Here is a 15,210-nt window from a genome sequence, read left to right on the forward strand (position 1 = left end):
GCGGCACGTTCGCCGCGAAGGTTGTGGCAGGCTACCTTGCCCGCCGGGTTGAATACGTGTCTTGGCCGCGAGCAGATAAAAGTTGAACAACTTCGCCGCATTTTGGGCCATATTGCATTACACGAGCACCCCGGATGGCTCCTCGACATGAGAACAAAACTACCGGTTGCCCTGGAGAAGTATCCTTCTAGACGACGGACGATCCTCACTCCTGGCGCCGTAAGCCCGAATTCGGGCGGCGGCCGGAAGGGTGACAGTTCTATCCCGTCAGAACACTTTCCCACTTCATGCTTCTATGGGGTGAGGCGCGATCTGGCAAGCTGAAATGCTCTCAGCCCCACCGAGTGTGCCGCAGCGTAAGAACTTTCGCTGCGATGGACATGGTAAACGGCTGGTTAACCAGATTGCGGGAAGATATCCATTGCCGTAACCGGGAGTCGATCCGCGTTTGAATTGTCGTCGGCAGAGTGCGGCGGGGTGTGGTTGGGCAGCCAGAAACAAGGCAGGTGAATGCGACCGATCGCACAGGACAGGCAAAATCATCTAGCGGGCGCGGTCGTGCATGAATGGCGGCGCTGTGTGCTTGCCTGTGGCCTGCTGGTTGCTGTCGCATGCGCCCCGGTTCTCGCCAGGGCCGATCCGGAACCCGCCGACAAGAAGCCGCTGGTAGCCATCGACGCGCGCATGGCCGGCGATGAAAATCGGGTCCGCCTGGTGATGGATTTTGAAGGCGAGCCGGAATTCCAACTGCGCTATCTGGCTCATCCCGATCGCGTTGTCATCGACCTGCCGGAGACTGTTTTTGCTTTTGAAAAGAACGCGTTGGTTGCGCGCGGACTAATTTCGGCGGTTCGTTACGGCAAATCCGGGGAGGGCAAGGCGCGAATGGTGTTCGATCTTGCCGCGCCGGCCAGTCTTGAACTCGCTGATACCAGCGAGGAAGCCGCCGGCAGTATCCAGCGGCTGGTGTTTGACGCTGTCGCCATTGATGCACAGGCCTTCGCCGCACAGGTCGATGCCTCCGATTGGCTGGAGCCCGATCTCAAGGCGGATCGTGACGGCGCGGCCAGGGCTTCCGGCGACACGCTGACCATTGTCATTGATCCCGGCCACGGCGGCATCGACGGCGGTGCCGAGGGCGCAGATGGCTCAATGGAGAAAAACATCAGTCTTGCATTTGCCGAGGCGCTCAAACGGGCGCTCGAGCAGGAAGACGGTGTCCGCGTTGCCATGACCCGTACCGATGATACCTTCCTGTCGCTGTCGGCGCGTGTCCGCAAGGCTCGTGAGGAAGAGGCCGATCTGCTGATTTCACTGCACGCTGATTCGATCCGGGTCCGCTCCTTGCGCGGGGCAACCGTCTATACCTTGTCCGACAAGGCTTCCGATGCGCTGGCTCAGTCGGTCGCTAATCAGGAAAATCGAGGTGATGGCATCGCAGGCGCGAGCCTCGAAGAAGCGCCTGAGGCGGTAGCGGCGATTCTGGTGGATCTGGCACGAACCGAGACACGGGTGTTCTCATCGGACCTTGCGCAGGAAGTGATCAATTCATTCGAAGGACAGGTCAAGCTGATCAACAACCCGCATCGCCAGGCTGGCTTCAAGGTGTTGCAGGCCCCCGATGTACCCTCGGTGCTGGTCGAACTGGGTTATCTGTCCAACCCGGAAGATGAAAAGCTGCTTACCGACGAAACCTGGCGGAAGAATACCGCACGGCTGCTGGCGCAGTCGGTCCACAAGTACCGGCAAACCATACTGGCGGGCCGGCAATGATCCAGCGCATCAGATGGTTCTCGGCGCTGCGTCCGCGGTGTGATAGATTGGCAACGACAGCCACGGCAAATGGCATGGTCTCGCCGAATACGAATATAGGCCCTATTTTCCGCACATTGTCCGGGCTAACCGGTCGGCAGAAAGATGGCCTTTGCTGGCGCTTGCCCGGCGGCTCAACAAGAATAGAAAACGGTAGCTGACTGATGATACGACTGATTGGATACTTCTTTGGGATCGGGGCCGTGATGTTCCTGATCGTGGCTGCCGGCGTGGCTTGGTACATCGGCGATGTCTCCAAGGATCTGCCAGACTACGAAGTGCTCAACAGCTACGAACCACCGGTTACCACGCGGGTGCACGCCGCCTCCGGCGAGCTGATGGCCGAATACGCCCGTGAGCGTCGGTTGTTCTTGCCGATTCAAGCCATCCCCGACCGTGTCAAGGCCGCCTTCCTGTCCGCCGAGGACAAGAATTTCTATTCCCATCCCGGCGTTGACCCCATCGGCCTGGCGCGCGCCATCGTCGTCAATATCCAGAACCTTGGCTCCGGGCGCAGGCCGGTCGGCGCATCAACCATCACCCAGCAGGTCGCCAAGAACTTCCTGCTGTCGGCTGACCAGACCATCGACCGCAAAGTCAAGGAGGCGATTCTATCGTTCCGTATCGAGCAGGCCTATTCCAAGGACCGGATTCTCGAGCTTTATCTCAACGAAATTTTCTTTGGCCAGAATGCTTACGGCATTGCCGGCGCGGCGCTGACCTATTTCAACAAGTCGGTCAACGAGCTGACCATTGCCGAGACCGCTTATCTGGCAGCGCTGCCCAAGGCGCCGTCGAATTATCATCCGTTCCGCCATCCCGACCGGGCGATCGAGCGGCGTAACTGGGTGATCGACCGGATGGTCGAAAATGGTTACGTCACCGCCACCGATGGCGCTTCCGCCAAGAACCAGCCGCTCGGGGTTTCGGTGCGTAAAACCGGTTCCTACCTGTTCGCCTCGGAATTCTTTGCCGAGGAAGTCCGCCGCGAGATGATTGACCGTTACGGCAAGGATGCGTTGTATGAGGGCGGGTTGTCGGTTCGCACGACGCTCGATCCGAAGCTGCAGGCGCTGGCCCGCAAGGCACTGCAGAAGGGCCTTGTCACTTATGACGAGCGCCGTGGTTTCCGCGGACCGGTCGAGCGCATTGATGTGTCAGGCGACTGGGGCGCGCTTCTCGCTGACGTTGATCCGCTTCGCGACGTTCCCGAGTGGACGCTGGCCGTGGTTCTGTCAGCGACCAACGATACGGTCGATGTCGGGCTCCGCCCGGGGCGTGAGGAAACCGGCGCAGTTGAGACCCAGCGGCACACCGGCTCGATTTTGGCCGAAGACATGAAGTGGGCCTACCGGCTCAACATCACCGGCGACAAGCGTCGCAATGTCAAGTCGGCCGCAGAAGTGCTCAACCCCGGCGACGTGGTCTATGTCGAGGCCTATGACAAGGAGGGCGAGAGCCGGCTGCGGCTGCGCCAGCCGCCGAAGGTCCAGGGTGCGCTTGTCGCCATGGACCCCCATACCGGCCGCGTGCTTGCGATGGTCGGCGGCTTTTCCTATGCCCAGTCTGAGTTCAATCGCGCTACCCAGGCCGAGCGCCAGCCCGGTTCGGCATTCAAGCCGTTCATCTATGCGGCAGCGCTCGACAATGGCTATACGCCGGCTTCCGTGGTGCTCGACGCGCCGATCGAAATCGTCTCCGGCGGCGAGATCTGGAAGCCGAAAAACTATGGCGGCGGTTCCGCCGGTCCGTCGACGCTGCGCCTGGGTATCGAGAAGTCGCGCAACCTGATGACGGTGCGGCTTGCCAAGGACATGGGGATGAGCCTGGTCGCCGAATATGCCGAGCGTTTTGGCCTTTATGACAAGATGCTGCCGGTGCTGGCGATGTCGCTGGGCTCCGGTGAAACCACGGTAATGCGCATGGTGTCGGCCTATTCGGTTCTGGCAAATGGCGGCAAGCAGATCAAGCCGTCGCTGATCGACCGTATTCAGGACCGCTATGGCAAGACCATCTTCAAGCACGAGGAGCGCAGTTGCGATGCCTGTGTTGCCACCGCCTGGCTGTCACAGGACGAGCCCGAGGTGGTGGACACCCGCGAGCAGGTGCTTGATCCGATGACATCCTATCAGATCACCTCGATGATGGAGGGTGTGGTGACCCGCGGCACCGCTGCCAGCAAGGTCAATCTCGGCCGTCCGACGGCTGGCAAGACCGGCACCACAAATGACGAGAAGGACGCCTGGTTCGTTGGCTACACGCCGGATCTGGTCACCGGCGTGTTCATCGGCTTCGACAACCCGACGCCGATGGGCCGTGGTTCAACCGGCGGCGCGCTGGCGGCACCCGTGTTCAACGAATTCATGCTCGCCGCGCTGGAAGGCACCCGACCGGTGGATTTCCGCATTCCCGATGGCATGAAACTTATCGCCATCAACCGCAAGACCGGCATGCAGGCCAATCCGGGCGAACCCGATGTGATCATGGAAGCCTTCAAGCCCGGTACAGGCCCCTCGGATGTCTATTCGGTGATCGGTCTTGAGGATTACGCCACTGGCGAGGCCATCACCAACATCTCGCCGCAGGCCAATCAAGCCGTTGTCACCGGTTCCGGCGGGCTCTACTGAGCCCGTCAGACAAACTGCCGCCGGGCTGTGTCTGACGGCTTTACATCGCCAGGCGTGGACCTTATGTTCCGCCCGCTTTGGCATGTTAGCCACATTGTTTTACCTGACGGAATCATAGATCCATGCGCTCAGAAACCCAAGTCGTTGTCGACGAAATCAAGCAGGCCGTAAGCCTGCTGAGGAGGCATCTTTGACTGGGATCCTGCTCAAAAACGTCTGGAATGGTTGAACGCCAAGGCCGAAGACCCGACGATCTGGGATGATCCCCAGGAGGCGCAAAACCTGATGCGCGAGCGTCAGCAGCTTGATGATTCCATCAATGGCCTGAAACGCCTTGAAGCCCAGCTTGCCGACAATCTCGAACTGATCGAGATGGGCGAGGAGGAAGGCGACAGCGACATCGTCACCGAGGCCGAGGCAGCGCTCAAGGAACTGCGCACCGAAGTCACCAAGCAGCAGATCGAATCGCTGCTGTCGGGCGAGGCGGACGGCAACGACACCTATCTGGAAGTCCATTCGGGCGCCGGCGGCACTGAAAGCCAGGACTGGGCCAACATGCTCTTGCGCATGTACACCCGCTGGGCCGAGCGCCGTGGCATGAAGGTGGAGCTGATGGAAATCCACGACGGCGAAGAAGCCGGCATCAAATCGGCCACGCTGCTGGTCAAGGGCCACAACGCGTATGGATGGCTCAAGACCGAATCCGGCGTTCACCGTTTGGTGCGGATCTCACCCTATGACAGCCAGGCGCGCCGCCACACGTCGTTCTCGAGCATCTGGACCTACCCGGTGATCGACGATTCGATCGATGTCGACATCAATGAAAGCGATTGCCGCATAGACACCTACCGCGCGTCCGGCGCCGGCGGTCAGCATGTCAACACCACCGATTCCGCGGTCCGCATCACCCATATTCCGACCGGCATCGTGGTGCAGTGCCAGCAGGAACGCTCGCAGCACAAGAACCGCGCCAAGGCCTGGGACATGCTCAGGGCGCGGATCTACGAGGCCGAACTGAAGAAACGCGAAGAAGCGGCCAGCGAAGAAGCGGCGTCAAAGACCGAAATTGGCTGGGGTCACCAGATCCGTTCCTACGTGTTGCAGCCCTACCAGCTGGTCAAGGATCTGCGCACCGGCACCGAAAGCACCAATCCGCAAGGAGTGCTTGACGGCGATCTTGACCAGTTCATGGAAGCGGCGCTGGCGCAGCGGGTCTATGGCGGTGCTGCCGACGTCGACGACATCGACTGAGCAATTCCCGATTTTCAACATGTCGGGATTGCGGCAATCCCGGCCAAAACGGGGCGCGTAAAGCGTCTTGTGAATTAACTTTTTGTAATTTGAAAGCGGGCTTCTACCGGCGCTAAAGCGTATCGCATCTATTCCGCCTCATAGCCTGCGGCCTTGAAGAAATTTTGGCATTCGGTGATGGAGAAGAGGCCTACGATTTCGCCGAGCGCCGAGCTGATGGCGTCAAAGCTGCGAGCGGCGTGCTTTCGCAGCAGCGCCTTGAGTTTGGAAAATGCCATCTCGATGGGATTGAGGTCGGGGCTGTAGGGCGGCAGGAAGAGGAGCCAGGCTCCTTTGGCCCTGACCAATTGCTCGGCACGCTCGCTTTTGTGGAAGGCGACATTGTCGAGAATGACGATGTCGCCTTTTGACAGGGTTGGAGCCAGTTGGGTTTCGACCCAGGTTTCGAAGATCCGTTGGTTCATCGGCGCGTTGACGATCCATGGCGCGGTCAGTCCGTGACTGCGCAAGCCGGCGATGAAGGTCTGCGTTTTCCACGCGCCGAACGGCGTATAGGCGTTGAAGCGCTGACCTTTGGCTGACCATCCTGTGCGTTTGATCAGTTTGGTGTTGGTCGATGTTTCATCGATAAAAATCAGCCGCGCCAATGCCTTGTTGAAGAAGCGCCGGCGTCGCTTGATCCAAAGATCACGGGCGTTGGCGATCTCCGGTCGCAATTGTTCGCTTGCCTTGAGGCTTTTTTTTATGGCTCAGCCCAAGCCGATTGAGAAACCGGCCAACGGTCGAGCGATGCACATCAACACCGCGCCCGGCGAGTTCGACGCAGAGTTCATCGAGTGTCACTTCGCCATTCGCAGCGACACGGGCGCCAATCCATTCGCCATGCGGCGTCAGCTTGCCGGCCGCCCAGCGGATGCCCCTGCCTTTGAGGTGCAAGCGAGCCGGTGGCACGATGCAGGATCATCATGTTGTTGACAAACCTCGGAGACACCCGGAAATGCCGAGCCGCCTCACGATGGCTGTTGCCTTCTTCTACAAACCCAACGACACGCGCACGCAACTCAACCGGATGCGGCTTACCCATGGCGGTTCTCCTTCCATGGGCAGAGTGAATCACAAATCATTCCGTCCGGGAATCCCGAATCTCAAAAGCTGCGACACGCTTTAGTTTTCTTCACGAAGCCGGACCAAGCCGGTGGGTCGGGTCGGCAACCCGCTCCACGACACGACATGGCTAGACGGCTTCGCAACTGACTACCGGCGGTCAAACCGGCTTCTCGGTCTACCGCTGGGGTTTGATACGGGAGCAACGCATATGCGTGTTTTCTTGATGCCACTTGCGGTCGGGGCCATCCTCGCCGCGACTTTCGGCGCTTTCGCCGCCAGCACCATGACCAGCGGTACGGTCAAGGACTTCAGTTCGAAAGCCCAGACGCTGACCCTCAATGACGGAACCGTCTACACCCTGACCAAGACCTTCAAGGATCCGGGCGTGAAGGTTGGCGAGAAGGTCGAGGTTTCCTGGACCATGCAGAACTCCAAGCATATGGCCGACAAGGTCACGATCGTACACTAGATGGGGTAACGGGCTGCCAAGCCGGCCGACGGAGGCAGGGTTGGTGAGAAGGTGGTCGTCCCTCACACTGATGGTGTGAACGGAGTCGGGACGGATCCCGCTCCAAGCATCGAGGAGAGACGACCATGGAGCATTATGCAGGGATTGACGTTTCATTGGAATCTTCGAGCGTGTGCGTTGTCGACGCCAGTGGCAAGATCGTTCGCGAGAGTAAGGTGGCAAGCGAACCGGCAGCGCTGATCGGCTGGTTTGCGTCGCTCGGCTTTGAGCTGGTGCGCATCGGACTGGAAGCTGGCCCCCTATCGCAATGGCTTTATGCGGCCATGCGGCAAGACGGCCTTGCAGTCGAGCTTCTGGAGACGCGGCATGTGCGTGACGCCTTCAAGGCGATGCCGGTGAAGACGGACCGGAATGATGCGCGTGGGATCGCGCAGTTGATGCGGTTGGGTTGGTTCCGGCCGGTGCATTGCAAATCTTTGGCAGCGCAGGAGGTTCGGGCAGTGCTGACGGCGCGCAAGCTGGTTCAATCGAAGTTGCGGGATATGGAGAACAGTGTGCGTGGCATTTTGCGCGGCTTCGGGCTGAAGGTCGGCCCGACCACGCCGCGCCACTTTGCCGAACGCATCCGCGATCTCGTGGTCGGCCATGAGAACCTGCAGATTGTGACGGGGGGACTGCTTTCGGTGCATGCCGTGCTCTTGCGCGAGTTTCAGGCTTTCGAAAAGCAAGTTCGAGCGCTGGTGCGTCAGGATATAAGGACCAGGCAGTTAATGACCACACCGGGAGTGGGGCCGATCGTGGCGCTTACATATGCGTCTGCCATCGACGACCCGGATCGTTTCTCCTCCTCCAAGCAAGTGGGCGCGCATTTCGGGCTGACGCCAAGGCGGTATCAGTCCGGCGAGACCGACTACAGCGGCCGCATCAGCAAGATCGGTGACGCGGCGGTGCGCACGGCGCTGTTTGAAGCCGCCCACATCATGCTGACCAAACCGCTCAAGGGCTGCACGGCGCTCAAGAGTTGGGCGATGCGGATTGCCCGACGTGCCGGAATGAAGAAGGCAAAGGTTGCGCTCGCGCGCAAGCTCGCCGTGATCCTGCACCGCATGCTCGCCAACGGCACCGTCTTCAACGGTGAAGCCAAGTCGATGACGGGGGCCTAAAAAAGGAGAGCCAAGGTTCTCGGGTGGGCCACGACACCAGACCTTCCCGAAGCGAAGTCCCGTCGCCGGGACGATGGATCAGGTCAGACCGTAACAGCCTGCGTGGCATAGCGATCACGCGACTCTAGATTGGTCGACCTCATCCTCTTCAAACCCCATCAGGTGGCGGCTGCGCGCCGACCCCGTACAGAAGCAAGACCCCGGCGACTGGATGACGACAAAGGGATTGACTCACACAGGCCCGTTACAGAAGGGGCTGTTGACGTTCGGGATTCCCAAATCACCTGACTTCTGATTCAAGGTTGCAAACGGAGGAGAGTAACCTTGACCCGAAGAGTCCTATCCAATTCGCAATGGGCGATCATCGAACCATACTGCCTGGGTAAAACCACCGATCCCGGACAAACCGGACGTGACCCACGACTTTTCATGGAGGCAGTCCTCTGGATCGTCCGCACGGGCGCGCAATGGCGCGAATTGCCGGGTGAGTTTGGCAAATGGAATTCTGTATTCAAGCGGTTCCGCAGATGGGTCAAAGCGGATGCTTTCTATTGTATGTTCAAAGCATTAGCCTCAGACGCCGATCTGGAATACGCAATGATCGACGGTACTATCGTCAAGGTTCATCGCTCGGGTCAGGGCGCAAAAGGGGGACTCTCTGCCAGGCCATTGGACGCTCACGCGGCGGCATAACGACAAAGATACTGGCTCTGACGGATGCGCTCGGTAATCTCGTCGATTTCTGTCTGATGCCAGGGCAAGCTCATGATCTGCGCGAGACCGATGCGTTGATCAGCGGCTTGTCCGCCGGATATTTGCTGGCGGACAGGGCCTTTGACGCGGATTGGCTGCGCAATGGCCTGCTGGATCGCGGCATAACCCCGGTCATACCGCCAACATCCAACCGGAGGTTCCCGGCAGAGTTCGACAAGGAAACCTACAAATGGCGGCATTTGATCGAAAACTACTTTGGCAAACTGAAGGAAAACAGAGGGATAGCAATGCGCTCTTGCAAAACCGACCAGAGTTTCAAAGCCTTCATCTCAATTGCCGCAACGCTCATTCACACACGGTAAACGTCAACAGCCCCTTCTGTAACGGGCCTGTGTGAGTCAATCCCTTTGTCGTCATCCAGTCGCCGGGGTCTTGCTTCTGTACGGGGTCGGCGCGCAGCCGCCACCTGATGGGGTTTGAAGAGGATGAGGTCGACCAATCTAGAGTCGCGTGATCGCTATGCCACGCAGGCTGTTACGGTCTGACCTGATCCATCGTCCCGGCGACGGGACTTCGCTTCGGGAAGGTCTGGTGTCGTGGCCCACCCGAGAACCTTGGCTCTCCTTTTTTAGGCCCCCGTCATCGACTTGGCTTCACCGTTGAAGACGGTGCCGTTGGCGAGCATGCGGTGCAGGATCACGGCGAGCTTGCGCGCGAGCGCAACCTTTGCCTTCTTCATTCCGGCACGTCGGGCAATCCGCATCGCCCAACTCTTGAGCGCCGTGCAGCCCTTGAGCGGTTTGGTCAGCATGATGTGGGCGGCTTCAAACAGCGCCGTGCGCACCGCCGCGTCACCGATCTTGCTGATGCGGCCGCTGTAGTCGGTCTCGCCGGACTGATACCGCCTTGGCGTCAGCCCGAAATGCGCGCCCACTTGCTTGGAGGAGGAGAAACGATCCGGGTCGTCGATGGCAGACGCATATGTAAGCGCCACGATCGGCCCCACTCCCGGTGTGGTCATTAACTGCCTGGTCCTTATATCCTGACGCACCAGCGCTCGAACTTGCTTTTCGAAAGCCTGAAACTCGCGCAAGAGCACGGCATGCACCGAAAGCAGTCCCCCCGTCACAATCTGCAGGTTCTCATGGCCGACCACGAGATCGCGGATGCGTTCGGCAAAGTGGCGCGGCGTGGTCGGGCCGACCTTCAGCCCGAAGCCGCGCAAAATGCCACGCACACTGTTCTCCATATCCCGCAACTTCGATTGAACCAGCTTGCGCGCCGTCAGCACTGCCCGAACCTCCTGCGCTGCCAAAGATTTGCAATGCACCGGCCGGAACCAACCCAACCGCATCAACTGCGCGATCCCACGCGCATCATTCCGGTCCGTCTTCACCGGCATCGCCTTGAAGGCGTCACGCACATGCCGCGTCTCCAGAAGCTCGACTGCAAGGCCGTCTTGCCGCATGGCCGCATAAAGCCATTGCGATAGGGGGCCAGCTTCCAGTCCGATGCGCACCAGCTCAAAGCCGAGCGACGCAAACCAGCCGATCAGCGCTGCCGGTTCGCTTGCCACCTTACTCTCGCGAACGATCTTGCCACTGGCGTCGACAACGCACACGCTCGAAGATTCCAATGAAACGTCAATCCCTGCATAATGCTCCATGGTCGTCTCTCCTCGATGCTTGGAGCGGGATCCGTCCCGACTCCGTTCACACCATCAGTGTGAGGGACGACCACCTTCTCACCAACCCTGCCTCCGTCGGCCGGCTTGGCAGCCCGTTACCCCATCTAGTTTCCAGCATCGCCTGCACAATGCGGGAACGGAGGCCCTGGCCTCCGTTTTCGTGCCAATGAGCAGCAAAGCCGTTTGCCGGTGCCGCCACCGGGTTCTGGTTTGACAGGCGCCGATACCGGCCCCATTCGCTCCGTGGAGCAAGGGCCGCAAGAGGCTGGCGGTACTATCGCTTCCAGCTCGGAGCTCAAACCAAAATTGCTTGAGTGTGGGCCGCGTCAGTTGGAAGTTTTTTCCACCACGATGTCGCCGAACTCATCAACATACAATGCCCAGGTCTCGGGTTCGACCATGGTCGGATCGGTTTTCAGATAGATATAGGCGGCGAAGCCCGGCTGACTGGCTGCTCCGGTCGAATCCTCGGGGCGGATATCGGTGACATAGGCGCCGAGTGCGTTGATTTCCTCGACCTCGATCGACAGCACCAGTTCCGGCCCATCCCCCGTCAGCGCTATTTGCTGCAGATGCAGCAACGACCTGTTATCGGGCCCGCGCAGCGCCACCAGCCGGTAGTAACCGCGTTGCGGCGCGGTGGGTGGTGTTGCTTCCGCCACGTCTGGATTGGCGTTGTCTGGTGCCTGACCTTCATCCTTTATCTGCGGTTCGGCTGCCTTGCCGTCGCTGGTCTCTCCGGTCTCGTCGGGGCCGGGGTTGACTGCTTCTTCCCAGGCGCCGCCACTGGTGACGAACAAGACCCGTTCGGACAGGCTTTCGGCAACGCCTTCAATGTCCTGTGCAAGGCTCGGGTTGGCGAGTGCCGGAATCAGTCCGGCCAGAAACAACAGGGTCTTCGGTGTGCAAAGCGACATCGGCATGCCCTCTTCAGAGTTGGTAGTTGCGCCCGGAGCGTTTCGTGATTGGCGGCAAATCAGTACAGGAACTGTTCGGCCAGAATGCGATCATTCCAGGAATGGCTTGAATCGGTGAGGATCCGCGCCGTCTGGTCCTGCGATTCAGAAACCTGCACCCGAACCACCGATTTGACCTCCTGGTGATCGGCCACTGCGTTGACCGGCCGTTTCTCGTGTTCCAGCACATCCATGCTAACCATGACCTTGTTGGGCAGTAACGCCCCGCGCCAACGCCGGGGCCGGAACGGGCTCACCGGGGTCAGCGCCAGCAGTTGCGCGTCCAGCGGCAATATCGGCCCGTGTGCCGACAAATTGTAGGCGGTTGACCCGGCCGGTGTCGCCACCATGATGCCATCGCAGATCAGTTCTTCCATCCGCACCTGGCCGTCGATTGTCAGCCGCAGCTTGGCGGCCTGGTAGCTCTGTCTGAGCAGCGATACCTCGTTGATCGCCAGCGCCCGGTGGATGACGCCATCTGCGTCCGTCGCTTCCATTTTCAGCGGCCGGATGATGTTTTCCACTGCCGCGTCGACGCGTCCAGGCAGGTCAGCATCGGAATAGGTGTTCATCAAAAAGCCGACAGAGCCGCGGTTCATGCCGTAAACCACCCGCCCGGAGTTCATCTGCTCGTGCAGTGTCTGCAGCATGAAGCCGTCGCCGCCCAGCGCCACGATCACATCGGCGTCTTCCTGGCGGGCATTGCCATAGAGCGCTGCCAGATGCTTGGCCGCCGCCTGTGCGTCCGGGGCGCCGGAGGCAATGAAACTGAATTTGCGTGTCATATGATGAACTTGCTCCCGGTCACCGACCGACAATGCCGATAGCCGGGTCAGGATGCAAGGGCTGCCCACATGGCCACGGCAAGCTAAGGTTCTGACCGTGCACGGAAGTCTCGTCGGCTTCGCGACAAGACGGCGCTCAAAGCGGGACGTTGGCGCTTCGGTGGTCCAATGTCCGGGCACGGAAGCGAAGTTTTGCAGAGAAGTGCAGGGGATTATGGCCTGCTCGTGGAGCTACTCAGCAGCGGGGTAGTGTTGAAGGCTTAAACGCGTATTGTTTGCGCATACCTGTCGGTGTTTGGAATTCACCAGCAGGCTTGCCTATGTTGGCGGCATGCCGACCCATGAATTGTTTACCGAAGCCTATTACGGGGCCGGCATGTCGAACTATCCATCGGCCGCTTTCATCTTCGTCCCGGAAGTGGCGTTGAAGTTCTGCACCGCGCTGCGCGTCGATGATCGCGCGGTCATACAGAACATTCCGGACACCTACTTTTATCCCTTTGCGAAATTGCGCGACAGATAGCCAAGTTACGCGGTTGTGCTGATCAAGACCAGCGTCGCAATCATTGGCCGCAAAACCGACGGCCTTCGCTCGCCGCTGATTGATCCGAAGGCGGAAGAGAAATGGGGCACTTAAAAACTCACGTTGCGGTTCGCCCCAGCCCCCCGCAAGTGGGCGCCGCCAATGGCGACGCCCACTTGCTTTGGCGTCAGGACGCCGAACCGATCAATTGGACGGCTTCCTGTGTCGTCCACACCGCGTTGGCGATGTAGCGGAAGTTGGTCAGGGCGGCGAGATAGCCGTCGCCCTCCGGCAGGATCGCTGCAGCGGTGGCGTCCTTGACCACGGCAACCTCAAAGCCTTTCTCAATCAGTTCGCGCATGTGCGATTCGGTGCAAAGATTGGCCGACATCCCTGACAGGATCACCTGATTGACGCCGCGTTTGCGCAGTTGCAGGCTCAAGTCATTGGTATCGTTGCCGTAAACCTTGTGCGGCGAGGTGATGATGGTTTTACCGTCATTGATGTACTGCTTGTATTGCGGCATCCAGTCAGCGCCGGAATTCTCAAATCCATCCAGATTGAGCGCGCCAGGACGGTCGAACATGCCAATCTTGTGCATCAGCTTTTCCAGTGCGCCTTCGAATTTCCAGCCGTGATCGGTCGGGTAGTAATAATGTGGCGAGACCGCGACGGTGATATCGGCTGCTTTCGCAGCCTTGAACAGTCTCTCGATATTGGCCACCGTGTCGTGTTCGGTCACGGACTGGCCCACCACGCCCCAGGTAACCCCGTCGGGGCTGAGGAAATCGATTTGCGGGTCGGTGACAACCAGTGCGGCGCGCGAAAGGTCAAGCTTCATGTCCGAGGGGGGCAATGCAGGCTCGGCCGGGTCCGCGTAACGGTCTGCAGTTTGCGCTGCAGCTGATCCGGCAACAAAAGGCGTCGCCGCGACTGCTGCCGTCAGCGCCACGCCGGCGCGCAATGCGTCGCGGCGGGAAATGTGGCTGTGATTCGGGTCATTGCAAGTACACATCGTGTTCTCCTTGGTGGGGTTGCGTTGACCCCTGATATGCCCGTTACGATGTGCCTTTGCGTCCGGAAATTGTCTCCTGAAGAAGATATATGTATCCATTCATCCCAAATTGAGGCATCACCTGAAGAATGTCCTTTGAGCACATATTCAATGAGATGGAACTGCTCACCGAACCCTTTGCGCTGTGTGAACTGCGCGGAGAATGCAACCTTGGTCTCGGGCGCGCGTCGGCCACGACCCTGCATTACGTTCTCTCCGGCAAGGGCGAGATCATCCTCCACGGGCGTAGCCCCGTGCCGGTCGCGCGCGGTTCGCTGGTGCTGATTCCGGCGATGCAAACCCACGCGCTGCGCAGCTTTGGCCAGAGCAACGACCCAATCCCTGCCTGTCGTCCTGCGGAGCTGAACCTGGCGCGACATCTGGAAACTGTCGACGGCGCAGGCAATGGACAACTGACGTCGCTTTGTGCCCATGCGACCATCGGTTTGCGCGGGGTCAGAGATGTTGTCGATCTCATCCGCGAACCAATGGTCGAATATGTCTTGACGGGCAGTCGTTTGGAGCACCCCTTGAGCCGACTGTTGGGGGAAGTGTCCAATCCCCGCCTTGGCAGCCGCGCCATGATCCGCGCCATTCTTCTCGAATGCATGATCGACATGCTGCGTCTGCGGCTTGCGGCACAAGACAGCGCGCTGGCATGGATGAGCGCGCTGAAAGATCCCAGCGTTTGGACAGCCCTGCGTTTGATGCTCGATCAGCCCGGGCAGGCACACACGGTCGATTCGCTAGCCGATGCGGTCGGGATGAGCAGGTCGGCATTTGCGAAGCGGTTTTCTGACGCCTATGGCAGTGGCCCGATGGAGTTGTTGCGCGATTTGCGGGCCCGGATGGCCGGGACGCTTTTATCGAAAACCGATTACCCGGTGAAACGGGTGGCCGAGATGGTCGGATTTTCCAGCCGCAGCGCATTCTCTCGCATGTTTGAAGCCAAGACAGGTCAATCTCCCCGCGCCTTCCGTGCCAGGGCCCAATCCGAGAAATAGCCAGGCGGTGGGGTGCGCACGAAACCGCTCAGTTGTTTCACCGGAGTGCTCGCTACTT

General features: G+C 59.7%; 14 protein-coding genes. 9 read left to right on the forward strand and 5 right to left on the reverse strand.

The genetic code is table 11. The features are described from left to right. Positions 1-510 precede the first annotated feature (510 nt). The 3 genes from ACK6D9_RS12090 (at position 511) to prfB (ending at position 5,690) form a co-directional block, all read left to right on the forward strand. Complete coding sequence (locus ACK6D9_RS12090) at positions 511-1,773, forward strand: N-acetylmuramoyl-L-alanine amidase (RefSeq protein WP_412048712.1); 1,263 nt, start codon at positions 511-513, stop codon at positions 1,771-1,773. A gap of 203 nt (positions 1,774-1,976) precedes the next feature. After that, positions 1,977-4,439, forward strand: coding sequence for a penicillin-binding protein 1A (locus ACK6D9_RS12095; RefSeq protein ID WP_412048713.1), 2,463 nt, complete (start codon positions 1,977-1,979; stop codon positions 4,437-4,439). 122 nt (positions 4,440-4,561) lie between these two features. Beyond that, positions 4,562-5,690, forward strand: a protein-coding gene (prfB, locus tag ACK6D9_RS12100; RefSeq protein WP_322989632.1) for a peptide chain release factor 2 whose coding sequence is annotated in 2 segments (ribosomal slippage) — positions 4,562-4,630 and positions 4,632-5,690 — 1,128 coding nt in all. Because the reading frame shifts where the segments join, the coding sequence is not laid out codon by codon here. Between the two features lie 128 nt (positions 5,691-5,818). Here prfB and ACK6D9_RS12105 read toward each other — a convergent pair. Then, positions 5,819-6,406 carry an IS630 family transposase gene (locus ACK6D9_RS12105; protein WP_412048714.1) on the reverse strand — a complete coding sequence of 196 codons (588 nt, stop codon included), beginning with the start codon at positions 6,404-6,406 and terminating at the stop codon, positions 5,819-5,821. 28 nt (positions 6,407-6,434) lie between these two features. Here ACK6D9_RS12105 and ACK6D9_RS12110 point away from each other — a divergent pair, with 28 nt between their 5' ends. The 4 genes from ACK6D9_RS12110 (at position 6,435) to ACK6D9_RS12125 (ending at position 9,505) form a co-directional block, all read left to right on the forward strand. Further along, positions 6,435-6,665 (forward strand): hypothetical protein, encoded by a 231-nt coding sequence (locus ACK6D9_RS12110; protein WP_412048715.1) that lies wholly within the window; start codon positions 6,435-6,437, stop codon positions 6,663-6,665. 340 nt (positions 6,666-7,005) lie between these two features. Continuing rightward, a complete protein-coding gene (locus tag ACK6D9_RS12115; protein ID WP_412048716.1) occupies positions 7,006-7,266 on the forward strand; it encodes a DUF1344 domain-containing protein in 261 nt (86 codons plus the stop codon). Between the two features lie 125 nt (positions 7,267-7,391). After that, positions 7,392-8,429: an IS110 family transposase gene (locus ACK6D9_RS12120; protein WP_412048717.1), complete on the forward strand. Its 1,038-nt coding sequence runs from the start codon at positions 7,392-7,394 to the stop codon at positions 8,427-8,429. A gap of 324 nt (positions 8,430-8,753) precedes the next feature. Next, positions 8,754-9,505 (forward strand): IS5 family transposase gene (locus ACK6D9_RS12125; RefSeq protein WP_412048718.1). Its coding sequence is split into 2 segments (ribosomal slippage): positions 8,754-9,087 and positions 9,087-9,505, totalling 753 coding nucleotides; the frame shifts between segments, so codons are not numbered across the junction. 266 nt (positions 9,506-9,771) lie between these two features. On the opposite strand, the gene ACK6D9_RS12130 is transcribed toward ACK6D9_RS12125, so the two are convergent. From ACK6D9_RS12130 to ACK6D9_RS12140, 3 genes are all read right to left on the reverse strand, one after another. Further along, a complete protein-coding gene (locus tag ACK6D9_RS12130; protein WP_412048717.1) occupies positions 9,772-10,809 on the reverse strand; it encodes an IS110 family transposase in 1,038 nt (345 codons plus the stop codon). A gap of 347 nt (positions 10,810-11,156) precedes the next feature. Next, a complete protein-coding gene (locus ACK6D9_RS12135; RefSeq protein ID WP_412048719.1) occupies positions 11,157-11,753 on the reverse strand; it encodes a hypothetical protein in 597 nt (198 codons plus the stop codon). Positions 11,754-11,806: 53 nt separating this feature from the next. Beyond that, complete coding sequence (locus tag ACK6D9_RS12140; RefSeq protein ID WP_322989635.1) at positions 11,807-12,571, reverse strand: NAD kinase; 765 nt, start codon at positions 12,569-12,571, stop codon at positions 11,807-11,809. 295 nt (positions 12,572-12,866) lie between these two features. On the opposite strand from ACK6D9_RS12140, the gene ACK6D9_RS12145 reads away from it, so the two are divergent. Beyond that, positions 12,867-13,094: a hypothetical protein gene (locus ACK6D9_RS12145; RefSeq protein WP_412048720.1), complete on the forward strand. Its 228-nt coding sequence runs from the start codon at positions 12,867-12,869 to the stop codon at positions 13,092-13,094. Between the two features lie 187 nt (positions 13,095-13,281). On the opposite strand, the gene ACK6D9_RS12150 is transcribed toward ACK6D9_RS12145, so the two are convergent. Then, a complete protein-coding gene (locus tag ACK6D9_RS12150; RefSeq protein ID WP_412048721.1) occupies positions 13,282-14,109 on the reverse strand; it encodes a cysteine hydrolase in 828 nt (275 codons plus the stop codon). Positions 14,110-14,264: 155 nt separating this feature from the next. Between ACK6D9_RS12150 and ACK6D9_RS12155 the strand changes: the two genes are divergently transcribed. Beyond that, the gene (locus ACK6D9_RS12155; protein WP_412048722.1) at positions 14,265-15,152 is read left to right on the forward strand and encodes an AraC family transcriptional regulator; all 888 of its coding nucleotides are present in this window, start codon (positions 14,265-14,267) and stop codon (positions 15,150-15,152) included. Positions 15,153-15,210: the final 58 nt, after the last annotated feature.

The sequence above is a fragment of the Hoeflea sp. Naph1 genome, assembly GCF_046837775.1.
Lineage (GTDB): Bacteria > Pseudomonadota > Alphaproteobacteria > Rhizobiales > Rhizobiaceae > Hoeflea.